The following is a 23,249-nucleotide window of genomic DNA, read 5'->3' on the forward strand; positions in this document are numbered from 1 at the left end:
CCTAAAAGAGTCCACCATGAATGCTACCATCAAAACTGCCGAAACCGACGTCTATCTTACCTTGCTGCAATTGGCGGAAAAATACCCAGTTGCCAATGCATGGCTTGCCCAGTTGCCCAACTGGTTAGCTACCATCAAAGACAAATCACGCTACGCCCATGCGCCATTTTATCAATCGCTTATTGAGCGCTTGCCCGTGGTTGACAACGCGCAAGTAGAGTTGAATCAACCCTGTATCACCGCAGCATTTGATTGGCAAGACAATGAATACAAGCAGACCCATGCGCTACTCAAACGTCTGATGCCATGGCGCAAAGGCGGTTTTTTACTGGGTCGAGATGACCTGCAAATCCATATTGATACCGAATGGCGCAGTGATTGGAAATGGGATAGGGTATTGCCGCATATCAGCCCACTTCACGGCAAACGCGTGCTAGACGTGGGTGGCGGTTCTGGTTATCACGGCTGGCGTATGGCGGGCGCAGGGGCAAGCACGGTGATTGTGATTGACCCATCGTGTCTGTTTTATCACCAGTTTATGGCGATTCGGCATTTCGTCAGAGACGCTGACCGTAACGATTTTGGACGCAACAGGGTGCACTATGTGCCCGTACCACTTGAAGCCTTGCCCAATCCTAGCTTGACTAGCGGGCAAGCAGGTCTGTTTCATACCGTGTTTAGTATGGGCGTGCTGTATCACCGCGCATCACCGTTTGAGCATCTTGAGCAACTATACAATCAGCTAGCAAAAGGCGGAGAATTGGTACTAGAAACCTTGGTAATTGAAGGGGATGCAACATCCGTGCTAGTGCCAAGTGAGCGCTATGCACAGATGAATAACGTGTATTTTATCCCATCTGTTGCGGCATTGGCGCTGTGGCTGTACAAAGTAGGCTTTGTGGCGGTGCGCTGTGTCGATGTGGATGTGACATCGACGGATGAACAACGCAAAACCGACTGGATGGATTATCAATCTTTAAGCGATTTTCTTGACCCCAATGATAACAGCAAAACCATCGAGGGCTATCAACGCCCGACCCGTGCGGTGATGATAGCCAAACGACCGTAACGGTAACATCAACAAGTAACAAGTGTAGAGCAGTTTGGAGTAATGGCGTTTTAGGCTAGTGAGGTTTAGAGCAGCGTAGTTTAAAGCGTCCTACTAAAATACCACTCCAAGACCATTTTGATGAGAAAGCCAAAAAAACCGCCGCCCAGTGCCAAAAAAATCCAAAATGTGCCTTGTTTGCCTGCATTGTTTTTCTTGGAAATATCGTACATGATAAAAAATAAAAACGCGATAAAGATAGGCAGCAGCACATACATGCCAAGTTTGGTGATTAACTCACTAGAGACTAAAACAAACATGTTATTATCCTATGATTGTCATCAGACATTACAAAATTTTAGCGCATATTATACGCCAAAAAACCGCGTTTCCTTGTAATGGCATGTATCTTTTGACAGGATTATAATGAAAAAACCATCAAAAATTGGTATATTGAACGCCAAAATCCATGCCCATCGATTGTGAGCGAGTGATAGCCTCAAATCGATGGTGATTCATTGATTTATCGTGCTTTTTTAGCTACCAATCCTGCAACAAAACCTGTAAGCCAACAAAGAGAATTTCCATGTCAGAACAACAACCCGTCATTTCGCAAGCCTTAGCATTAGTGGTGGAATCACTAAAACAACAGCAAATTTTGCCAATCGATTGGGTTGATAATAGTACCATCAGCCGTACCAAAGACCAAGCGCACGGCGATTTTGCCAGTAACCTTGCGATGATAGCGGCCAAGACTGCCAAGAAAAACCCGCGTGAACTGGCACAAACCATCGTGGCGATGTTGCCTGCCTCGGACATGATTAGCAAAGTTGAGATTGCAGGACCGGGATTTATTAACTTTTTCTTAGATGATAACGCGCGTTTTGCTATCTTAGACACCATCATGCAGCAAAAAGGCGACTTCGGTACATCCGAAGAATTTGCCGGGCAAAAAATCCAAGTTGAGTTTGTCTCTGCCAACCCAACCTCAAGCCTGCACGTGGGTCACGGTCGCGGCGCTGCGTTTGGCATGAGCGTGGCCAATTTACTAGAGGCGGTTGGCTACCAAGTCGGGCGTGAGTATTATGTCAACGATGCGGGTCGTCAGATGGATATTTTGGCAACCAGTACCTATTTGCGCTACCTTGAGCTGTGCGGTGAGCCAATTGTATTTCCCACCAATGCGTACCAAGGCGATTATGTCAAAGATATTGCCAAACCCATCAAAAAACAGCATGGCGATAGCCTAAAAACCGCTTGGGCACATATGCTACTCAATGTATCTGCCGATGCCGAGTACCAAATCGATGCCAACGGCGAAAAGGTATGTGTCTCAGGTGATAAAGAAGCCCATATTGACGGGCTGATTGCCAATGCCAAAGCCAATTTGGGCGATAACTATCAGATTTTTCATGAAGCCGCACTAAGTACCATCTTGGCAGATATCCAAGATGATTTGGCGGATTTTAACGTCCATTTTGACCAATGGTTTAGCGAAAAATCAATCCAAGATGCCATTGTGCCTGCTTTGGAGTTATTAGAGCAGCGGGGTTTTCTGTACCAAAAAGACGGCAACTTGTGGTTTAAATCCACCGAATTTGGCGATGAAAAAGACCGTGTCGTCCGCCGTGCCAATGGTCAATTTACTTATTTTGCCTCGGATATCGCCTACCACAAAGACAAGCTTGACCGCGGCTATGACAAAATTATTGATGTGTGGGGCTCAGACCACCACGGCTACATCAAACGCGTGAAAGCGGCATTGACAGCGATGGGCTACGATGCCCAGCGTATGGATGTGATTTTGGTGCAGTTTGTCACCCTATGGCGCGGTACAGAGCAAATCCAGATGTCATCACGCTCAGGTCAGTTTGTGACCTTACGTGAACTGCGTCAAGAAGTCGGCAATGATGCCGCGCGCTTTTATTATGTCGCGCGTAAACCAGAGCAGCACATTGACTTTGACTTAGAACTTGCCAAATCCCATACCAAAGATAATGCAGTGTATTATATTCAATATGCCCATGCGCGTATTTGCCGGGTGCTTGAGCGTACTGAAGAGCGTGGTATTAAGGTCGATGACAAAGCCGGCAAAGCCCACCAACATCTGCTGACCCAACCGGTTGAAACGGATTTATTGAGCTTACTGGCTTCTTACCCTGAAGTGCTACGCCGTGCTGCGGTCAACTATGAGCCGCATTTATTGACCAATTACCTCAAAGATTTGGCAAGCTTGTTCCACGGTTGGTACAACGACAACCGTATCTTACCCAAAGATGGCGAAGCCCCGACCCAAGATGAGCTTGACTTGATGCAGGCGCGTCTGCGGTTATCAAAGTCGGTACGCCAAGTGATTCAAAATGGCTTAATTTTGTTGGGATTAACGGCACCGACCAGTATGTGATATGATTAAGATACGCTAAAAACGCTGTAATATTACCGTATCCCATGTCGTAGGAGATGATGATGGCAAGACCCAAAGGAGCGACCCCGCGTAAAGCGCCAAGCACGATGTCGTTTTTTGCTGCCATGTTGGTGGGCATGATATTGACCGTGGGGATTGGTCTGTTTGTTTATTTGTGGAATCCATTTAACCAAGGCAAAACCACGAGCAGCGACGAAGCGCCGATGGTGCAGCCAAAGGTGCAAGACAAACCCAAAACCAATAACTACGAGTTCTATGACTTACTCAAAGAGCAGCAGGTTAGTGCAGTCCCCGACGAGGCAGCTGCCAGTCAGCCAGTCTCGGCGCAGCCTGATGTGGTGTTGACCCAACCTGACAGCATCAGTGCGCCCAAATCAGCGAATGTAAGTGTGGTTGATAATCCGTTGTTGTCTGATGATAACGGTACCAAACCACGCGCTTCAGCCAACAATAGTACGATAGATACCAGCACCGCTGCCGATGACACAAGCAGTGCCGATGCCATTGTGATTGGCAATGAAGAGCCTACGCGGACTTATATCTTGCAAATCAATAGCTTTGATAATGCCGATGATGCCGATAAACGACGTGCTGAAGTGCTAATGGCGGGGGTTGATGCCCAAATCGTCAAAAAACGCTTAAACAATGACCAAACCGTCTATCAAGTCATCTCTCGCGCCATGAGTAGCCCAGAGATGGCGGCACAAGCGCAGCGCCAACTACAAAATAGCCGCATTGATTCACTGATTGTCGAGCAGCGTCGCTAGGCTGATTTGCATGTAAAAAAACCGTGTTATCGCAACACGGTTTTTTATTGTTCGGTAGAATTAAGCTTTTTTACGACTAAATTTGCGTTGCTTTTTGTTTTGCAGTTCAGTCAAGGTGCGTTTGATTTCTTCATCAGTCAGTTGTGAAATTTGCTGTAAGATATGCATCACGTCCATATTAAGGATAAATCGCGCGCTTTTTGCCATTGTATGAATGCGAGCATCAAACTCAATCACCCCGCTGGCCGACACCGTAATATACCCTAGACGCTCTAGCGCATCCATAAAGCTTGCAAACAAGGCACGGTCAAAAAAATCTGGCATGTCATCTTCGTATAGCACGGATAGACGCTGACCGAGCAGATGACCCAAATCAATCACTTGATCTTTGGTAAGTTTGCCTGAGCCTTGCTGACTCAGCAGCGCAAGTACCATAAAGTAGCGCTCTAGACTTTGCTCAACTGAGTTGGCAAGCACTGTCAACTGCTGATAGCTACGGGTATTCGGCTCTGGCGTGGTCAGGATGCGATGACCGTCCGCATTCACTCCTTTGTCCACGATGATGTTTTCTTCGACCAACGTATCGATATGCTCACGCAAAGTGTCATTTAGGGTGCGCAGGGGATATTTCAAAAACAACTCTGCTTGCAAGAAGGGATACATGATACCCACCACCCGCTCAATCGTGTTTAGGCTCATGGTACCATTACGTTGTATCAATGAGGCACACAGTGACGCGATGATATAAATATGCAAAATATTGTTGCGAAAATAGCTCAGTAGCGGCGCTTGACCGTCCGCAATACGAATCAAGTCACCGAGCACATGTGGGGTGCGCTGGATGAGTTTAAGCTTGACACCATAGTTAATAATGGCTTCTGGGCTTTGCTGGGTGATGGACACATCATCATCATACGGGATTTTTTCTGCGATACGTTGATACAGTGCCAACTGTTCACGACAGCTTTGCTCATCAAGTGCGCCATGCGGCGTGTCGAGCAGTACCAAAGATAGCAAAGTGACTGGGTTAAGCACCGCAGAGCGGTTGATACGCTGCATGATTTTGATGCCCAAATTGTCAATCATGTGAGTGACATTGGCAGGCATATCACTATCGGTACGGTCTTTGGGTAGGGTATTTGGGGCAACCTCAAATTTTTTCATAAAATCAGCCAGATACAGCGGCTGACCAAAACTGACGTGCACATGACCGAAGATGCGCTCAATTTTTCGGCTGGCTTTTAACAAACCCAATAGCGACTCAGATTCTTTGGGTTTACCTTTAAGCTCACCCACATAAGTGCCGCCTTCCATAATACGTTCATAACCGATGTAAGTCGGGATAAAGACAATCGGTTTGCCCGCTTGGCGTAGATGGCTTTGTACCGTCATCGCTAGCATCCCTTTTTTTGGCGGTAACAAGCGACCTGAGCGCGAGCGTCCACCTTCGATGAAGTACTCAATCGGCGTGTTACGCATCAGCATACTATGCACGTATTCACGAAACACCGCAGAGTATAGCGGATTGCCTTTAAAACTGCGACGCATAAAGAAAGCGCCGCCATTACGTAGTATTTGACCTAGCACGGGGATGTTTAGGTTCTCGCCTGCGGCAACGTAGGGCACCCGTAACCCACGTTTATAAATTACGTATGACAGCAGCAGATAGTCCATGTGACTGCGGTGGCAAGGCACATAGATGATTTCATGGTCGGATGCCAGTTCGCGTACCCGCTCAAAGTGCGCCACTTCAACCCCGTCATACAACTGTGTCCATAGCCAGGTCAAAAAGCGGTCAAAAAAGCGCACGGTTGCATACGAGTAATCACTGGCTATCTCGTTCAAATATCCACGCGCCAGTTTTCGGCTTTTGGCGAGTTCACGCGAGTTTTCTTTGCTATCGACATTCACGGCATGCTGAATGGCAGGCGTATACAGAATTTTATCGACCACATTGCGACGGTCTGATAAGTCAGGACCCAAGATGGCTTCTTGTTGTTTATCCAGATAACCTTCTAAACGCTGCTGTACCCGTTCAGTAATGGTGTGTAAATGCTGGCGGTCTTCACTAGAAGCATCAGTGGATGCCACGCTATCGGCTTGCAGCACAGGGTTTTTGCTAATCTCCTCTTCGATGATGCCACGCAGGTCTTTGGGTGAGTGAAACTGCACATAGGTATCCCGCCCTTTGACCCCGATATTAAATAGCTGTTTACTGATACTTGGTACTTGCCACTCATCAGCGGTGAGGAGGTTAAACAGCGAATCTTCTTTTTCTGGCGCGCGACCCCACAAGATAGTGACAGGGATAAAATCAATGTGTAGCGTTGGGTATTGCTCGACGGCTTCAATCAAACGTAATAGGCGAGGTGAAAATACGGCGCTGTCATGAGACAGCTTTTCTGTTTTATGGTGATGCAAAAAAATCATTGCGGTATTTTCATCAATACCATGCGCCCGATCGATGACATTGGCTAGGGCAGGGGGTAGGTCGTATTGTTTGGTTTCTAGGTCAATTAAAATACTGTTGCTACGAGAATACTCTTTGAGCACATAAAAGGTGAGTCGCTGGCTTGAGGTATTGGTATTGGCGCTTACTAAGCTATCGCTAGCTGGCGGTAGTTTATTATCACCACCATAGGTGCTAGCTTGGCTAATATTGGGGATGTCGCCGATAAGTTTGGATTTGACGGCGAGCCCCAATAATTTGCCAGAGACTTGTCGGTATAGATTTTTTAACAGCGGGGTCGCAGCAGGATGGGTACCTTTGTTGTTCGCTTGGGTAGTGCCTGAATTTTTCCCTACGTGATTCATAATATGCCTAGTGATTGCGTGAGTTTTTTCGTAAGTTTTTTAAAGATAAATACAAGGTTTAAAAAATGTCTTATCATGCCATAGATTGATGAATTTCTAAACCTTATCACTCAAAAATTCTTGTATAATGAGTGACTTTAATCCATTTTATCTACCCAAAATAACCTTAATCATAAGAGTGTCTATGGCAAGCCAGCAAGATATAAACCATACCCATACGATTATTGATATCACTCACCAACCACAGGTGCCCGTAACAGCCGTAACGCAGCAGCAGTTTGAGCAGCAAGCGAGTTGGCAGCAATTAGTCACGCAGTTATTAGAAACCTTGACCCTTGTGCCGTATCAAGACAGTGTATTTATCGGGCAAAGCCACGACTATGTCGGTGCGCGTATTTTTGGTGGGCAAGTACTGGGACAAGCATTGATGGCCGCCAGCCATACTGTGGAGCATTCAAAACCTTGCCACTCATTTCATGGTTATTTTTTGCGCGGTGGCGATATCAATAAGCCTGTATATTACCAAGTGGAGAAATTACGCGATGGTCGTAGCCTTGCTTCACGTCAAGTGACAGCACGCCAATATGATGACGATAACCAACCGAGCATAATTTTTACCATGATGGCGTCTTTTTCACCCTTTGAAGAAGGGCTTGAGTATCAACAAGCGATGCCAACGTATCCTGCGCCAGATGTGTTGCTGACCGAGCAGCAGCTCAAAGACCAAGTGGTAGGCAAAATCCCTGATGCCCTAAAAGCGCGCTTTATGCGCCAGCGTCATATCGAAATCAAGCCAGTACAGCCGCGTGACCCGATTCATCCAAAAATCATGGAACCTAGCCAAGCCAACTGGCTGCGTATTCCGCAGCTGGGTAAACAGTCAATTCAAGTGCAACAGGCACTGCTCGCATTTTCTTCTGATTTTTATTTGATTGGTACAGGGCTGATGCCACACGGGATTAGCTTTATGACTAAAGGGTTGCAAGCGGCAAGTATCGACCATAGTATGCATTTTCACCGCCCATTTGATATGAATGATTGGTTACTCTATAACATGTGGTGCGATACCACGTCACAGTCAAAAAGCCTAAACCACGGTCAATTTTGGCAAAATGGCAAATTGGTCGCCACAACCCAGCAGCAAGGGCTAATGCGACTGCGCTAGTGATTCAATAATTTTTACCTTGTTTTAAACAGTAACCGTATGAGAGAGAAAAATATGTCCAATCCCCCAATTAGTGATGCCACTCGCCAGGACATCGCCCAACAAGACAATCACCCATTAAAAGGCTTTGCTGTTATCTATGAGCAAAAAGTGGAATGGGGTGATATGGATGCGTTCAATCATGTCAATAACGTGGTGTATTATAACTATGCCCAGCGCGCACGTATCCACTACCTTGAACAAGTCGATATGTTTAACTTACAAACTTATACCGTGCTCGCTTCGTCATCTTGCCAGTATTTAAACTCTGTCACTTTCCCCGATGTGCTTTGGATTGGCATTCGTGCCAAAAAAATAGGCAATACCAGTCTGACCCATGACTATGTTTACTTTAGCACTGCCCAGCAAAAAGTCGTCGCTACCGCCTCCTCAGTCATTGTATTTTTTGACCAATCCGGTAAAAACAAGCAACCGATTTCTGATGGTCAACGCCAACAACTTACCGAGTTAGAAAGTCATAGGGTTTAACTGTTACTAAAATTGTTAAAAAAAAGCCACAAGCATAGCAACTTGTGGCTTTCTTTGTCTGGTAAATTGCTATTTGTGGTCTGGGTTAGCAACGGTTTCGACCAAGTTTAGGTCAAACCCTGATAACGCGTTGAATTTGAGCGGTGATGACAGCAAACGCATATCACGCACGCCCAGATAACGTAAAATCTGCGAGCCAACCCCAATGCTGCGGTAGGGTTGGTGTTTAAGCGGTGAGTTGGGTTTGTCAGCGACAAAGTTATCAAGTGCTTCACCCATATCAATCGCTTGCTGATGCCCAATCCAGACAAACACGCCACGCTCGGATTCGCTGATTTCTTTGAGTGAGGCATGAATATCCCAGTTACTCTTACCGCTGTTGGGTAGCTGCACGGTGAATAAATCGCGTAATGGTTGGAAGCTATGCACCCGCACAGTGCTCACGCCTTCTTGTGGGTTGCCTTTGACCAATGCCAAATGGGTATCCTCTGAATTTTTTTCCTTAAAACGATAAGCAGTAAACTCACCAAACTCAGTTTGCATGGGGTAATTGGCGATGGCTTCTACCGTTTGCTCATTGGCGATACGGTAATTAATCAAATCGGCAATGGTACCGATTTTTAAGCCATGTTCTTTGGCAAAAATTTCTAGGTCATCACGGCGCGCCATTTCGCCATCTTCTTTGATAATTTCACAAATCACTGCCGCAGGTTCAAGTCCTGCCAAACGTGTTAGGTCACAGCCGGCTTCAGTATGACCCGCACGGTGTAGCACACCGCCATTTTGTGCCACGATCGGGAATACATGTCCTGGTTGTACGATGTCTTCGGGTTTAGCAGTCGAAGACACTGCTGTTTGGATGGTTCTGGCACGATCAGCTGCTGAGATACCTGTGGTGACCCCTTCTGCCGCTTCAATGGATACTGTGAAGTTGGTGCTAAATTTAGCGCCATTTTTATCCGACATGAGCGGTAAATTGAGCTGCTCGCTGCGGTCAGCGGTGATGGTCAAACACACCAAGCCACGCGCATGAGTAATCATAAAGTTAATATCTTCTGGGCGTACATGGGTGGCTGCCATCAACAAGTCGCCTTCGTTTTCACGGTCTTCATCATCCATCAAAACGACCATTTTGCCTGCACGGATGTCATCGATAATTTCTGCCGTTGTATTAAATGCCATAAAAGTGCCTTTGTTAGCGATTTATTAAAATAACATTGATTAAAAAATTGATTGAAAAATAGGGACAGAAAATAAGCGCTATCAGCTAGTGTTGTTCAAACTATTGTCCAAATTAACCTTAACAATCACCTCATTGACCTAGTGAAGCTAGTATAGGCGCCCATTTCTTATTTGCGCGCTATTATAGCATTAACTCGGTGAGTCTAAGCAGCGAAATATTGATAGCCATACGCGCTGGTAGCGCACGCAGATATAAGGTTAGGGTAGATTGGTTGAAAAAATTAACAAAAAGGGCTGATTTTGTATAATTTTTGAGCAAAAATTAAAAAAAACTGGTATATTATTACTTAATAATTAATAAAAATTACATTCTTAATACGTTTTGATAAAACGCTATTAAAAAGTCATAGACGTCTAACCGATTTATTTATCTAAGGATCCTGTGATGTCAGTCTTTTATCTTATCTACACGAGCAAAATTACCTTACAAGCAAGTTTGCATACGATGACGTTGCCTGATATCTATCGTCAGTCAGTCGCGCGCAACACCCAGTCAAATGTCAATAGCGTACTATTTCTCAAGCAAGGCAACTTTCTACAATATATGGAAGGTAGTGAGCGCACTATCACCCAGCTATTTGACAAAATCAAAGCCGATAAAAGACACAAAAATATTAACGTCATTGAGCAGGGACAGGCGCCCAATGCGCTGTTTGGGCACTGGAAAATGCACTGCATCAATTTAGATAGCGTCAATGATATGGATGATGTCGATGATATCAGCCCCCTGCTAGACTATTTTGAAACTGCGCGATTTGATAGCGCCAGTGTCCCAAGGTTGCTTGCGGATGTAGAAAATTATTATCGCTCGGGCAAATGGCAAAGACATCAACATACCAACTTTGATAAGGGCAGTTATAGCCATGCCAAGCTGCGCCGATTGGGCTTTAAGCATCGCTATTTTTTGTGGATTCAGCTTGGGTTTTTATTGGTGTTTTTATTGCTGGTGATATACTGGGTATTACAGAATAGGGTTCATTTGGCTGCGCTAAATCATCCGTTGTCTGCTTTGACGGGTTTTTTAGCCACTGCCCTTTAACCACTGTATAAAGGCATAGGTTTGCTGTTCTTTGGCATTATCAGCAAAGTCAAACAACCGTGTGTCCATCAAATTATCAGGCAGATACTGCTGTGGGTGGTAATGGTTGGGGTAGTCATGCGGATAGATATAATTGGCGCCATAACCTTCGGCGCGCATCAGCTTGGTGACGCCATTACGCAAATGTAGCGGTACAGGCGATTGGTCATTTTCAGCCAGTCGCATCGCTTTATTGATCGCCTGATAACTAGAATTGGACTTCGGCGAGGTCGCTAAATACACCACCACTTGTCCCAAAATAATCCGCGCTTCAGGCATACCGATGCTCTGCACACTTCGCAGGGCGGTATCGGCAAGTAGTAACGCATTGGGATTGGCAAGTCCGATATCTTCACTTGCCAAAATCACCAACCGCCGCGCAATAAAGGCAGGGTCTTCGCCCGCTGTCAGCATCCGCGCCATCCAATACAGTGCCGCATCAGGGTCACTGCCGCGGACTGACTTAATCATCGCTGACACTAGGTCATAATGGCCATCACCTGATTTGTCGTAGCGTACCAGGCTTGCACCTGCGACCGCGATGACATTGTCATCAGTCACCACAATCGGTGACTGGCTGCCTTGCTTAAAATTGGGGTTTGATTGAATGGCGAGTTCAAGTAAATTCAACGCCTTACGCGCATCGCCTTGCGATAGCGCAAAAATCGCTTGGCTTGATTGTATTTCAATTTTGAATTGTTTAAAAACTACATCATCACCAATGGCACGTTGTAGTACTTGGCTGATTTCATCTTCGCTCAAGGGGTTGAGCCGATACACTTGGCAACGAGACAATAGCGCATTGTTGACACTAAACGAGGGGTTTTCGGTGGTCGCACCGATTAAAGTAATGTCCCCTGACTCAACCGCGCCGAGGAGTGCATCTTGCTGGGCTTTGTTAAACCGATGAATCTCATCGACAAATACTACCGGTGGCTCGCCAAACAAGCCGTCATCTTTTGCCAGTACTTCACGCAGCTCTTTGACCCCTGCATTGATAGCCGAGAGCGGGCGAAAAGGACGACCCACCGCATCGGCTAATAGCATGGCTAAGGTGGTTTTGCCGATGCCTGCTTCGCCATGCAAAATAATCGAGGGTAAGTAACCTTGCTCAACAATACGGCGAATCGGCGCATTGGCACCGAGCAAGTGGGTTTGTCCGATTACCTGGTCAAGCGATTTTGGGCGGACACGTTGGGCAAGGGGGATTTGAGCGAGTTGATTCATCATTAAGGTATAAGTTTAACTGGATTACTTAGTCGAAGGTCTTCAGCGATTTCACTATTTTTTAAATTGGGATTGTAGCTAAGTGCGGTACCTACTCGGTAAGTGCCATTTAGATTGATCGGAAAATGGCTCTCAGTGATTTGTCGTTCAAAGGTTAGGGTCGCACTCTGTGGGATAATTAAATCTTGTGAGCGACAAGAGTTTGTCACTTCACCCCAATTGTTTTGCGGATTGGCTTTATCAAATAAATTAATACCAATGTAGGCATTACAATTGGTAATATACAAATCTTGGTCTTTTGCCGTAATTGAGATTTTTAATTTCTTATTTGGCAATGGTTCTGCCAGCACATAACTCGTCGTTGTATAAGTTGGAACAGCAGGCTTTGACTCAGATGTAGTAGTTGGATTTGAACTTTGTTGCATAGACGGCACTGAACATGCTAATAAAGTAGCGGCGAACATGGCAACCATCAATAAATGACTAACTTTTAGCACTGTTTCTTTTAGCATCGTTTCTTTTCTTATTAGCAAGGCACCAAGTTTTTTAAATCAAATTTGTTGAATCAAGTTTTTTAAATAACGCCTAGTATTGTAGCGTAGCAAACAAGGACGTGGGCGGCTAAATGAGTTAAGGAGTGATGTTGTGTTTTTTTTGTTAAAACGCAACGCGATTGTTATGTATGGTTTGGCAGAGTTTAAAATCCCTTGTACAAACTGGGATTTTTTTTTAAGAATTTTAGCATGCCTAAACGATAGCGGTAAGCTAACTTGTTTGATTTATGTGACTACTTGGATTGAGAAATATTTTTACTTTGTTAAATAAAAATAAACAGTAATGATGTGAGGCTTAATGAGCCATATTTTTAAAAAAACTACAATATTGTTAATATGACAAGTGTAGATTGACGGGTCAGTTTTTTCTTTTTACAATCTCATACTTTAGTTAATATTCAAACTGACAGTTAGTGCTCACTTTGGTATTTCATTATTATTTAATTAGGCATTATTTAATAAGACATTATTTAACAAGACAGTTTTTTGGTAATACGGGCATCGTAACAGCGACCGCATCAATTACTAGGGTAATTGACGGCTTGCGGGGTTGTTATGTTGCGGCAAAGCCATAGGCAAGTTATTAGCGAGTCGTATGAAATTACATCAATCCATCAAACCATCGACTTACCCAGTAAGCCATCCTCTGCAGCCACTATCACGCGTGCTTACCCTGTCTGCGTTTACAATGGCAATGGTTTCGTTGAATTTGTCCTTATCTTTGGATGCGACTGCTGCGACCACGGTCACCAAACCTAGCACTACCAAAACCACTCCGACAAAAACTACAACAAAAACCACAACCACGACAAAAACTACCAAAACCACCAGTACCCCCACTAAAAATGCTAACAAGCCGCCTGTTAAAACATCAGCTAAAACATCGGCTAAAAATTCTGTTAAAACATCGGCTAAAACCACGCTAGTAGCGCCAACCATAAAGCGCACTAGCAGATTGCAGCCCAGTACCAGTGGTGACACCGCAGAGTTTACGCCGGTAATCAATACACCGCCCAATCCTGAGCCTGTGCTCAATGCTAGACCTGCTACGGACGCACCATCAGCAGACACGCCATCAAAAAAAACCGCGACCCGCTCCAATGAAGTCAAAGGGGGCAAAGCGGCTGGGCTCAGCTACGATCCTACTATCAATAATGGGGTGCCTTATCCGCCAAGTTATGGCTTGGATGTGCCCAGTAATTTGACACTGGCACAAGCGCAGCAGTACCTAGTCAAAGTATCACCCAAAGTTGCGGCAGACAATGCGGCAATCGTGAGTAATGAACTGCGAGCTGAGTCAACCAAAGGCTTAAATAAACCAATTGTGTATCTGGGTGCCAGCGCCACGCATGTACATGTGGATGACAATATAGATACCACGGGCATTAAAAACAACCTAGCCAATGCCATTGACAACGCAGTCAATAACAATATTGGCAATTTACCCATCACCTTGCCACTGCCTACCACGCCTGCAGATATCGGTGGCTTAATCACTGACCCGATTCCCAATAGCATCCCTGTCAATGTCGATAAAAATAGAACAGGCGCAAATGTCACCGTGCTATGGTCTGCCTATAACGGACATAAAACCGAAGCAGTGACCAGTTTGCTCAATGGTATGACTGATGAAAGCCGTGCCGATGCTGATTTGTCACTGGATGAACAATACACCACGCTTACCAAACGCTATTTTCAAACCCAGCTTGCCATCATGGCAGCCTATCTACGCGCCGATGCACTCAATGCGATTCGTGCCACTGACCATGCCGCACAGCGCGCACTCGATGTGGGGCTGATTTCAAAAGTCGAGCGTTTGGAAGCCAAAAAAGCCTTAGCCGATGCCGAATACGAAAATAGCAAAGCGCTGAACGATGCTGAGCTTGCCATGACCGCGCTACAGCGATTACTGCGGACGCCGTATTTTATCAAACCGACATCGCCTTTATTTGTATCCACCAAGCCGTTGCCGCCACTGAGCTACTTTCAGCAGCAGGCTAAAATGCATCACCCAGGTTTTGATAAGGTGGCCGCCAAGTACAACCAAGCCAAAGCCCTGCATGAATTTAGTGAATCCGCCTACAAACCCAATGTCACCGTCTTTGGTCGCTCGGAAATCGACGCTGACCCAAATTGGATTGCTGGGGTGTCTGCCAACTGGAAATTGTGGGGTGGGGTAGATCGCCGCACTAGCACCCAATCGAGCCTTGCCAAGCTGCACCAAGCCGAATTTAGCCAAGTGGATGTCAATGATAATATTATGTTATTGGTAGAAAAAAATTGGCAAACAGTCAACAATGCACGCGATAATTTCATTGCCTTAAATACTAATATTGAGCTCGCCAGTGAGATGCTACGGTTTCGTCAGCTCGGCTTTAAAGAAGGCGTCAACACGGCCGTGGAAGTGATGCAAGCCGAAGCCAATTTGGAAAAAGCCAAAACTGAGCAGGCGAAAGCGGCAAATGATTATGTGCAGGCAATGGCCGACTTGATGCAAAGCTGCGGTACGCCGCTAGAGTTTAACCGTTATATGCAGGCAGCGGACGTCAAGCTACCCGCGATTTATTTTGAACATCGTAAGAACTAATCAATTATTTTAACCCGTGTCTTTATTTCACCAGTAGGCTTACCGTATGGCTGATCCACAAAACCCAACACCAGACAATGCTAAAGGCAACGACAACACTTTGGACAGCGCTGCGGATAATGCTAATGCAGCGATGAACGCCCAGGCTGCCGATGAGCCGCACGCAGAGGATAGCCTGTCAGCCGCTGCAACGGATAGCCGCTACGTGCCGCCTACCAAAAAACCGAGTAAAATTCGCACCATCATTATTGCTTTGATTATCCTTGGGCTGATTGGACTGGTCGCGTGGGGGCTAATCAAAGACAAGCGGGAAACGCGCAGCGAGCCTGTGACGATTCAAGGGCATATGGAAGTAGAGCAAACGCCTGTCGCTGCCAAAGTTGCCGGTCGTATTGCCAATATTTATGTCAAAGAAGGCGATGAAATTAGCGTCGGCACACGCCTGATTGATATGGATAGCCCAGAAATCAATGCCAAAGTCGAAGAAGCACAAGCAGGCAAAGAATTAGCCCAAAGCCAACTGGACAAAGCCAACAATGGCGCAAGACCGCAAGAGATTGAAATGGCAAAATACCAGTACGATGCTGCCCAATCCGCTGCTGACCTTGCCAAAGTCACCTACGAACGTATTAATCGACTAGCAGCAGAAGGCTTGATGTCGCGGCAAAAACGTGACGAAGCCTATACCAACTATGTCGCCAGTGTCGATAAAGCCAAAATCGCCAAAGCCCAATATGAGTTAGCCAAAACGGGCGCGCGCAGTGAAGATAAAACCGCTGCCCAAGCGCAAGTCAGCCAAGTAGAAGGCAAGCTTAAAGAAGCGATGGTTGCCAAAGAAGAAGCCAATCTTAAAAGCCCGATTGCGGGTATCGTGGACAACGTGATTGTCAAATCAGGTCAAGTGGTGGGACAGGGCGTACCACTGATGACCATTGTTGACCCCAAAGACCAATGGGTCGTGCTTAACGTTACCGAAAATAACCTAAACCATTTTGCAGTCGGCAGTGAATTTAGCGGTACGGTTCCTGCGTTATCGCTCAACAATCAGCCTTACCGCCAAGTGTTTAAAGTGTACGCAAGCTCAGTGCTATCAGATTTTGCCACGTGGCGCCCCACCAACAGCAAAGACGGCTTTGATATGCGTACCTTTGAGATTCGTGCGCGCCCGAGCCAGTCAGATACACGCCTAAGACAGGGCATGACCGTATTGGTTGATATACCGGCAAGCCAGCAGCCAACCCAAACACAATGAAGTCAACTATGGCATCAAAACTGACATCAAAACTGACATCAAACAAGCGCTCTAAAGCGTCACCGACATCGTCCGCTGTGCCAAATGCCAGTGACAGTGCTAGTGACAATGACCATGAGCGTCATGCGTATGCGCAGTTTGATAACCGCTCAAGCTTTGTGCAATTCTTTGCGGCGTTTTGGCACAGTGCGCGCCGTGAATGGGATTTTTTGGTGCAAAATCGCTGGGATTTTTCCTTGATGTTTTGGATGCCCATTGTGCTGATATTTTTGGTCTGGTGGATTTTTAGCAAAGGTATGGCAGTCGGGATTCCGATTGCGGTCATAGACAATGACCACTCCGCGCAATCTGCGACGATTATCCGTTATATTGATGCGACGCCTGAGGTTGCGGTGGTCAAAAGTCTTCACAGTGCCGCTGCCGCCCAGCAAGCCATCGAGACTACCGATGTCATGGCGGTGGTTGAAATCCCAGAGAATTTTTCAACCAATCTACTGGCGGGCAAAACCTCGCGCTTGCTGCTCAATGTCAATGCCCAGTATGGCACGCATTCAGGCATGATACAAAAAGCGGTACAGACAGCAGTCACTACCTTTTCGGCAGGGGCAGAGATGCAGCGGCGAGTCGCCATTGGCGAAGATGTCACTCTGACCAAAACCAGTTATGCACCGATACAATCGCAAAGTGTGGCACTGTTTAATACTGCTAATAATTATCAGCAATTTTTGGCGGTCACTGTGGTGCCGGCCTTACTACATATTTTGTCGATGGTGATTGGGGCGTCAACTGTCGGGCGAGAGCTGGTCGACAAGACGCTAGGTGAGTGGTACCGGTCGCTAACATCCCCCAAATTTGCCAGTGACCATGCCAGTAACTATGCCTTTAACCGCCCCTTTAACCATAGCCATCCTGTCACACTGGGGCACGAAAAACCCAAACTATCGCTGATTATCGCAGGGCTCAATGGCAAACTAATTTGGGCGATGTTTGCCTATACGCTTTGGGCAGCGGTGGCATTGACCTTGGTGATGCAAATTTTCCCCATTCGTTTGGCATCCGTGGCGATTACTTATCTGATATTTTTAATGTTTATGATGGTATCGTTCTGGCTTGGGGTGATTGTCACGGTAGGTACGTTTTCGTATCGTCAAGGCTTGTCATTTACCGGATTTATCTCCGCGCCGTCATTTGCTTTTTCAGGGGTGACGTTTCCATTTTTGGCGATGAGTCCTGCCGCGCAGCGTTGGGCAAATGCCCTGCCATTAACCCATTATCTCAACTTGCAAACCGCCCAATTACAAATGGGCGCACCGCCATCGTTTGCCTATAGCAGCTTTATCGGATTTTTTATTGCCGTCATGATTACCTTGTTGTTAGCCGCCTTGTTGACCAAAAAGGCCTTGCTGAAGCCTGAAAAATGGGGGCAACGCTGATGCCCACCCAGACAACGCCCGGCAAAGTCGACGTAAGCAAATCTGCCAACATTTGGGAGCGCGGTTTTTTGCTGCAAGTTTTGCATGTATGGCGCAGCGTGTTTCAAGACAAAGGGGTGCTCAGTATGCTACTGATTGCCCCGATTATTTATGGCTTTTTTTATCCGTGGCCGTATTCAAAAGAAGTGGTGCGTCATGTTCCTGTGGCAGTAGTGGATTATGACCATTCAAGTTTATCGCAGACCATTATCAGCTACGCCCAAGCCAATCCGCGCATCCAAAGCACCATTGTAAACGATGAAAACAGTGCCAAGCAGCTAATGTGGCAAGGCAAGATTGCAGGCTACATGGTGATACCCTCGGGACTGTATCAAAAAGTGACCACAGGACAACCTGCCAAGGTGAGTATCCTTGCCAACGGTAACTATTTTTTGCTCAATAAACAAGTACAATCTGGGTTTTTAGAAGTCATCGGCACCGTGTCCGCCGGGGCGAAAGTACAAAAAAATGTCGCCATCGGGCAAGATATCACGGTTGCCAAAAACAATATTTCCCCTGTTGCGCTGACGATTAATCCGTTATACAACCGTACCGAAGGCTATGGCAGCTACATTGTCCCTGCGGTTGCGATATTGATTCTGCAGCAGATGTTTTTGATGGGCACAGCAATGCTAGTGGGTACTTGGGCAGAGCAAGACATGCACCGCGCTTCGATGAAAACATGGCTTGCGCGAATATTGGGCTTAGCGTGTTTTGGTTTTGTGCTCGGCTGTTTTTATTATGCCTGGGTATTTTCCAACAATGACTATATCCGTAACCAAAATCTGACGGGCTCACTGGTACTGCTTGCCCTGTTTTTCCCTGCGGTTACGGCACTGGGCTGTCTACTTGGGGTGTGGTTTGGGGCGCGAGAACGGGCGATGCAAATCTTGGTCGCAAGTTCAATGCCGATGCTGTTTGTCTCAGGGATTTCATGGCCGTATCAAATGCTGCCTGAGCCACTGCAGTATATACGCTGGGTGTTGCCTAGCACCTCTGGGATGAATGCCTCTGTGATGCTGAACCAAATGGGCGTGCCACTGGCGTATGTCAACGTGTATCTCATGACACTCATGATGATTTTCTTGGTTTGTTTATTGCTGCTACTTTTATTAGCGAGTAAAGAAAGTGAATCGTTAGCAGATTAATCCTTGCCAATGGTTATTTTCTTCCTCATGCGGTTACACAGGTGGTTAGTTGCCAAAGTTGCGATGCGTATAGCGAGCATCTATCATTTGATAAACTTTTCGATAGCACATTGACACACATGGGCAATTCGTGGTTATCTAACACAATGAACACAACATAATTGAATTTTTCAACTGATTGGCATATAGGATTTATCAGTGATCAGTATTTTTGATTTATTTAAAATTGGGATTGGACCTTCAAGTTCGCATACGGTCGGACCGATGAAAGCGGCGAATCTGTTCGTTAGCGCATTATCACAGCAGCAGCTACTGACGCAGGTGGACAGGGTGCAAGTTGAGCTGTTTGGTTCGCTCGGTGCGACCGGTAAAGGGCACGGTAGTGATATAGCGGTGATGCTAGGTTTGATGGGAGAGCAGCCACAGACGACGGATGTCGCCGCTATTTCACAAAAAATTGCCGATATCCAAGCGCAAAACACGCTATATCTAAATCAGCAGCATAAGATTAACTTTGTTGCTGACAAGGATTTAATCCTAAATGGTAGGGTATCGCTGCCCCATCATCCAAATGCTTTGACTATCACTGCTTTTACAGGCAATGACATTGTTTACCAAAATACTTATTATTCAATCGGCGGCGGGTTTGTGCAGACCGAGCAAGAAGCCCGAGCAAAAGAACCGGTGATTGAAAGCGTCAAAAAACCAGTACCTTATCCCTTTAACAACGCCAAAGAATTATTACAAATTTGCCAACACCATCAACTCTCAATCGCCCAGGTCGTTCGAGCCAATGAACTGGCTAACTTGAGTGAAGATGAGCTGCTGGGTGGACTTAACGACATTTGGCAAGTCATGCAAGACTGTGTCAATGATGGTTGTCGCCACGATGGTATTTTGCCAGGGGGCTTACAAGTACAGCGCCGCGCCAAGGCGATTTATCAGCAGTTATCCGCTGCCGATAGCCGAAAAGCGTTTAATGATGCCCTTGCCGTGATGGATTGGGTGAATCTGTACGCGTTGGCAGTTAATGAAGAAAACGCCAGTGGCGGACGTGTGGTGACTGCCCCCACCAATGGTGCGGCAGGCGTGATACCTGCGGTTATGCATTATTATCGAGATTTTTGTCCAAGTTATACGCTGCAAGGTTTGCATGATTTTCTGCTAACCGCTGCGGCGATTGGCATCATTATCAAAGAAAATGCCAGCATCTCAGGCGCCGAAGTGGGCTGTCAAGGGGAAGTCGGCTCGGCGTGTGCGATGGCGGCGGCAGGGTTAACCTATGTGCTTGGTGGTAGTCCTGCCCAATGTGCCAACGCGGCCGAAATTGGCATCGAACATCACCTTGGTATGACGTGTGACCCGATTGCGGGGTTGGTGCAAGTGCCTTGTATTGAACGCAATGCCATGGCGGCAGTAAAAGCGATTAATGCCTCAAGGCTTGCGCTTAAAGGCAATGGGCAGCATGTGGTATCGCTTGATAAAGCCATCAAAACCATGAAAGAGACAGGCAGAGATATGATGTCAAAATATAAAGAAACCGCAATGGGCGGACTTGCTATCAATGTCCTAGATGAGGATTTTGCCGCCCAGTCAAATCTGATTCCGACGCTGGATGTGACGGTCAATTACAGTCAGTGTTAGAGCTACAATAAAAAAACCGATTCGCCAAAGAATCGGTTTTTTTGTGCTTATCAATCAATCGCAGGTTGATAATCCCCTGTGATAATACGGTCTTTGATGTCATCAGCTTGTGCCAATACTTGAGCCAATAAGGCTTTGACATTGTCAAGCGTCGCGATGGGGCTTAACGTGGTCATTTTAAGCGATTGCACATCTTGGTTAGCATCCCCTTGCTTTTGGTAACTGACGCGCGTCACGCCGATATTGGCTTCACCTTTGGCAAATAGCTCATCGGCGACATTTTGGTTCAAGCTATCAATCAACTCAGCAGGGTAGTCTTTGGGTACCACGCGAAATAGCACGGAGGCAAACTGTGGCTCTACCAACAATTCAAGTCCATCAGTCGCTTTGATGTAATCAGCGACTTCACGGGTCAAATCAACGCCATGGTCAATCATCGAGCCGTATAATTCTTCGCCCAAGGCTTCCACCGTGAGCCATAATTTTAGCGCATCAAAACGGCGCGTCGTCTGTAGCGACTTAGAGACTAGGTTGGGTACGCCATGTTCCTCGTCATACGCCGAGTTCAAATACTCAGCTTCATAATGCATGAAGCGATAGTTGGCTTCATCTTTGAGCAAAAATGCCCCGCAAGAGATGCTTTGGAAGTAATGTTTATGGAAGTCGAGGGTGATAGAATCGGCTTGCTCAATGCCTGCAAGTTTATCGCGGTAGTTATTCGATAAAATCAGCGCACCGCCCCAAGCGGCATCAATATGAAGCCATGCACCGTACTCATGAGTAAGCTTACGAATCGCAGGGATTGGGTCAATCGCGCCCGCGTCCGTGGTGCCTGCGGTAGCGACCACACAGGCGATGATTTTGCCTTCGGCTTGCAATTGCGCCATGGTTCGTGCAAGTGCGGCAACATCCATCTGCGCTTGGTCATTGACTGGCACAGTGACCACTGATTGAAAACCCATGCCCATCATTGCCATGTTTTTTTGCACGCTAAAATGCGCGTTTTCTGAGCAGATGACTTTCACTTTTTGCATGGCATCGGCTGGGATACCGTCACGCTGTACTGACCATTCTGACCCATCGTCATTTTTATAGTTTTTAGCGATACACCAATCACGGGCGAGTAACACGCCCATCAAGTTGGATTGGGTACCACCTGAGGTGAATACGCCCGCTTGTCCGCTACCAAAACCGACTTTTTGACGTAGCCAATCAATCAGTTGCACTTCCATCAGCGACCCTGCTGGGCTTTGATCCCAAGAGTCCATCGATTGGTTGGTGGCATTTATCAGCACTTCGGCGATTTGGCTTGTGACCATCGTTGGGCAGTGCAAGTGAGCGAGCGAATGGGGGTGATGCACTTTTAAGCTTTTATTAAGGAATAATTCGACTGAACGTTTTAATGCGGATTCCAAGCCTAAGCCTTCTTTAGAAGGTTGAAAGCTAATGGCAGAACGCAGCTGCTTGATACTACCGCCAGTGTACATTTTGTCGTTTTTGAGCCAGTCGGTGACGGCTTGCACCGCAGTGTTCATGTTTTTTTGGTAATCAGCAATGGATTGGCTGTCATTACAAAATAACGCTTGGCGATGCTGTGATAAGTTTGACATGGTAAGTCCTTGCATTCTTTAAGAGTGAGTTAACTATAAATTGTCATTAAACAGAGTGATACGAGCAAATGGTTAATTTATTTTACAAAACTACGTTTATACAGTTGATGATTTACAATATTGGCTTTGGCATCGTTTTTATCCCAAATTTGCAATTCCCACGGATAATAAAAATTGCTTGCATTTTTAAAATACACATGCACACCGATATACCCGTCGATATCACGTAAATACCAATTTTTTAGACTGTAATCTGTTTTCCAATCATCCAGTTTTTCCATGATGTCTGTCACATCAGCCGATGGCAAAATTATCCGAGCACCAAAAATATCATTTAAGATATTATTGACTGGGTACAGGTTTTCTCGTGCCAAATAGCGATTGACTTTGTCATAGATACTTTCAGCCGTTTTAACACGGTAAAAAAAATCGATATTTTGGGTATCTGCAAATGCCAAATAATCATTAATCGCTTCATGCAAATTAAGCCGATATGACAAGATAGGCTCAATAGGGACGGTTTTGAGCGTATGTGATAGATTGATTTTTGGTACCTTGCCTGTTTCGAAATAATCTTGTGAATACTCACCATGAATCCGATTGATTTCTCGAATCAGGCGTTCGGTCTTGGCGATATTGGTTTCCATATTTTACTCAAAATGACATAAACAGATAATAAAAACGGCAA

18 protein-coding genes are annotated in these 23,249 nt (G+C 46.1%); 11 read left to right on the top strand and 7 right to left on the bottom strand.

What is annotated here, in order from left to right; translation table 11 throughout:
- Window positions 1–16: 16 nt before the first annotated feature.
- Window positions 17–1,069: a tRNA 5-methoxyuridine(34)/uridine 5-oxyacetic acid(34) synthase CmoB gene (gene cmoB, locus RT034_RS07730; protein WP_313015731.1), complete on the top strand. Its 1,053-nt coding sequence runs from the start codon at window positions 17–19 to the stop codon at window positions 1,067–1,069.
- Between the two features lie 80 nt (window positions 1,070–1,149).
- Here the strand turns inward: cmoB and RT034_RS07735 are convergent, their stop codons facing one another.
- Window positions 1,150–1,368: a DUF2788 domain-containing protein gene (locus tag RT034_RS07735; protein WP_007117392.1), complete on the bottom strand. Its 219-nt coding sequence runs from the start codon at window positions 1,366–1,368 to the stop codon at window positions 1,150–1,152.
- Between the two features lie 266 nt (window positions 1,369–1,634).
- Here RT034_RS07735 and argS point away from each other — a divergent pair, with 266 nt between their 5' ends.
- The gene (argS, locus tag RT034_RS07740) at window positions 1,635–3,452 is read left to right on the top strand and encodes an arginine--tRNA ligase (RefSeq protein ID WP_313015732.1); all 1,818 of its coding nucleotides are present in this window, start codon (window positions 1,635–1,637) and stop codon (window positions 3,450–3,452) included.
- 62 nt (window positions 3,453–3,514) lie between these two features.
- Entirely contained in the window at window positions 3,515–4,240 is a 726-nt protein-coding gene (locus RT034_RS07745; protein WP_313015734.1) for an SPOR domain-containing protein, read from the top strand.
- Between the two features lie 60 nt (window positions 4,241–4,300).
- On the opposite strand, the gene plsB is transcribed toward RT034_RS07745, so the two are convergent.
- The gene (gene plsB / locus RT034_RS07750) at window positions 4,301–7,054 is read right to left on the bottom strand and encodes a glycerol-3-phosphate 1-O-acyltransferase PlsB (protein WP_313015736.1); all 2,754 of its coding nucleotides are present in this window, start codon (window positions 7,052–7,054) and stop codon (window positions 4,301–4,303) included.
- A 184-nt stretch (window positions 7,055–7,238) separates the two neighbouring features.
- Here plsB and RT034_RS07755 point away from each other — a divergent pair, with 184 nt between their 5' ends.
- Together RT034_RS07755 and RT034_RS07760 are read left to right on the top strand one after the other, a co-directional pair.
- Complete coding sequence (locus RT034_RS07755; RefSeq protein WP_313015737.1) at window positions 7,239–8,219, top strand: acyl-CoA thioesterase; 981 nt, start codon at window positions 7,239–7,241, stop codon at window positions 8,217–8,219.
- Window positions 8,220–8,273: 54 nt separating this feature from the next.
- Complete coding sequence (locus RT034_RS07760) at window positions 8,274–8,747, top strand: acyl-CoA thioesterase (RefSeq protein ID WP_313015739.1); 474 nt, start codon at window positions 8,274–8,276, stop codon at window positions 8,745–8,747.
- A gap of 69 nt (window positions 8,748–8,816) precedes the next feature.
- On the opposite strand, the gene ribBA is transcribed toward RT034_RS07760, so the two are convergent.
- Window positions 8,817–9,929, bottom strand: coding sequence for a bifunctional 3,4-dihydroxy-2-butanone-4-phosphate synthase/GTP cyclohydrolase II (gene ribBA, locus RT034_RS07765; RefSeq protein ID WP_313015741.1), 1,113 nt, complete (start codon window positions 9,927–9,929; stop codon window positions 8,817–8,819).
- A gap of 445 nt (window positions 9,930–10,374) precedes the next feature.
- Between ribBA and RT034_RS07770 the strand changes: the two genes are divergently transcribed.
- Window positions 10,375–11,028 (top strand): BLUF domain-containing protein, encoded by a 654-nt coding sequence (locus tag RT034_RS07770; RefSeq protein ID WP_313015743.1) that lies wholly within the window; start codon window positions 10,375–10,377, stop codon window positions 11,026–11,028.
- On the opposite strand, the gene RT034_RS07775 is transcribed toward RT034_RS07770, so the two are convergent.
- Together RT034_RS07775 and RT034_RS07780 are read right to left on the bottom strand one after the other, a co-directional pair.
- A complete protein-coding gene (locus RT034_RS07775) occupies window positions 11,011–12,294 on the bottom strand; it encodes a replication-associated recombination protein A (RefSeq protein ID WP_313015826.1) in 1,284 nt (427 codons plus the stop codon). The genes RT034_RS07770 and RT034_RS07775 overlap by 18 nt on opposite strands.
- A 2-nt stretch (window positions 12,295–12,296) precedes the next feature.
- Entirely contained in the window at window positions 12,297–12,806 is a 510-nt protein-coding gene (locus RT034_RS07780) for a hypothetical protein (RefSeq protein WP_313015744.1), read from the bottom strand.
- A 637-nt stretch (window positions 12,807–13,443) separates the two neighbouring features.
- Between RT034_RS07780 and RT034_RS07785 the strand changes: the two genes are divergently transcribed.
- The 5 genes from RT034_RS07785 to RT034_RS07805 all read left to right on the top strand — a co-directional run bounded on the left by RT034_RS07785 (window position 13,444) and on the right by RT034_RS07805 (window position 20,951).
- Complete coding sequence (locus RT034_RS07785) at window positions 13,444–15,435, top strand: TolC family protein (protein ID WP_313015745.1); 1,992 nt, start codon at window positions 13,444–13,446, stop codon at window positions 15,433–15,435.
- A 46-nt stretch (window positions 15,436–15,481) separates the two neighbouring features.
- Window positions 15,482–16,687, top strand: coding sequence for an HlyD family secretion protein (locus RT034_RS07790; protein WP_313015746.1), 1,206 nt, complete (start codon window positions 15,482–15,484; stop codon window positions 16,685–16,687).
- Window positions 16,688–16,695: 8 nt separating this feature from the next.
- Window positions 16,696–18,120: an ABC transporter permease gene (locus RT034_RS07795; RefSeq protein WP_313015748.1), complete on the top strand. Its 1,425-nt coding sequence runs from the start codon at window positions 16,696–16,698 to the stop codon at window positions 18,118–18,120.
- Window positions 18,120–19,307 (top strand): ABC transporter permease, encoded by a 1,188-nt coding sequence (locus RT034_RS07800; protein WP_313015749.1) that lies wholly within the window; start codon window positions 18,120–18,122, stop codon window positions 19,305–19,307. Before RT034_RS07795 ends, RT034_RS07800 begins: the two co-directional genes overlap by 1 nt.
- A 198-nt stretch (window positions 19,308–19,505) precedes the next feature.
- Entirely contained in the window at window positions 19,506–20,951 is a 1,446-nt protein-coding gene (locus RT034_RS07805; RefSeq protein WP_313015751.1) for an L-serine ammonia-lyase, read from the top strand.
- 50 nt (window positions 20,952–21,001) lie between these two features.
- Here the strand turns inward: RT034_RS07805 and RT034_RS07810 are convergent, their stop codons facing one another.
- Both RT034_RS07810 and RT034_RS07815 read right to left on the bottom strand, forming a co-directional pair.
- On the bottom strand, window positions 21,002–22,561 hold the full coding sequence (locus tag RT034_RS07810) for a pyridoxal phosphate-dependent decarboxylase family protein (RefSeq protein ID WP_313015753.1): 1,560 nt from the start codon (window positions 22,559–22,561) through the stop codon (window positions 21,002–21,004).
- Between the two features lie 77 nt (window positions 22,562–22,638).
- Window positions 22,639–23,208 (bottom strand): nucleotidyltransferase family protein, encoded by a 570-nt coding sequence (locus RT034_RS07815; RefSeq protein ID WP_313015755.1) that lies wholly within the window; start codon window positions 23,206–23,208, stop codon window positions 22,639–22,641.
- Between the last annotated feature and the right edge of the window lie 41 nt (window positions 23,209–23,249).

Origin of the sequence: Moraxella sp. CTOTU48841 (genome assembly GCF_032061225.1) — a bacterium.
Lineage (GTDB): Bacteria > Pseudomonadota > Gammaproteobacteria > Pseudomonadales > Moraxellaceae > Faucicola > Faucicola cinerea.

Excerpts from the sequence above, each read along its gene's own strand:
- RT034_RS07755 (WP_313015737.1), top strand. The coding sequence starts at position 7,239 with ATGGCAAGCCAGCAAGATATAAACCATACCCATACGATTATTGATATC.
- cmoB (WP_313015731.1), top strand. The coding sequence starts at position 17 with ATGAATGCTACCATCAAAACTGCCGAAACCGACGTCTATCTTACCTTG.
- plsB (WP_313015736.1), bottom strand. The coding sequence starts at position 7,054 with ATGAATCACGTAGGGAAAAATTCAGGCACTACCCAAGCGAACAACAAA.
- RT034_RS07815 (WP_313015755.1), bottom strand. The coding sequence starts at position 23,208 with ATGGAAACCAATATCGCCAAGACCGAACGCCTGATTCGAGAAATCAAT.
- RT034_RS07760 (WP_313015739.1), top strand. The coding sequence starts at position 8,274 with ATGTCCAATCCCCCAATTAGTGATGCCACTCGCCAGGACATCGCCCAA.
- RT034_RS07745 (WP_313015734.1), top strand. The coding sequence starts at position 3,515 with ATGGCAAGACCCAAAGGAGCGACCCCGCGTAAAGCGCCAAGCACGATG.
- RT034_RS07770 (WP_313015743.1), top strand. The coding sequence starts at position 10,375 with ATGTCAGTCTTTTATCTTATCTACACGAGCAAAATTACCTTACAAGCA.
- RT034_RS07785 (WP_313015745.1), top strand. The coding sequence starts at position 13,444 with ATGAAATTACATCAATCCATCAAACCATCGACTTACCCAGTAAGCCAT.
- RT034_RS07775 (WP_313015826.1), bottom strand. The coding sequence starts at position 12,294 with ATGAATCAACTCGCTCAAATCCCCCTTGCCCAACGTGTCCGCCCAAAA.
- RT034_RS07800 (WP_313015749.1), top strand. The coding sequence starts at position 18,120 with ATGCCCACCCAGACAACGCCCGGCAAAGTCGACGTAAGCAAATCTGCC.
- RT034_RS07810 (WP_313015753.1), bottom strand. The coding sequence starts at position 22,561 with ATGTCAAACTTATCACAGCATCGCCAAGCGTTATTTTGTAATGACAGC.
- RT034_RS07780 (WP_313015744.1), bottom strand. The coding sequence starts at position 12,806 with ATGCTAAAAGAAACAGTGCTAAAAGTTAGTCATTTATTGATGGTTGCC.
- RT034_RS07790 (WP_313015746.1), top strand. The coding sequence starts at position 15,482 with ATGGCTGATCCACAAAACCCAACACCAGACAATGCTAAAGGCAACGAC.
- ribBA (WP_313015741.1), bottom strand. The coding sequence starts at position 9,929 with ATGGCATTTAATACAACGGCAGAAATTATCGATGACATCCGTGCAGGC.
- RT034_RS07735 (WP_007117392.1), bottom strand. The coding sequence starts at position 1,368 with ATGTTTGTTTTAGTCTCTAGTGAGTTAATCACCAAACTTGGCATGTAT.
- RT034_RS07795 (WP_313015748.1), top strand. The coding sequence starts at position 16,696 with ATGGCATCAAAACTGACATCAAAACTGACATCAAACAAGCGCTCTAAA.
- argS (WP_313015732.1), top strand. The coding sequence starts at position 1,635 with ATGTCAGAACAACAACCCGTCATTTCGCAAGCCTTAGCATTAGTGGTG.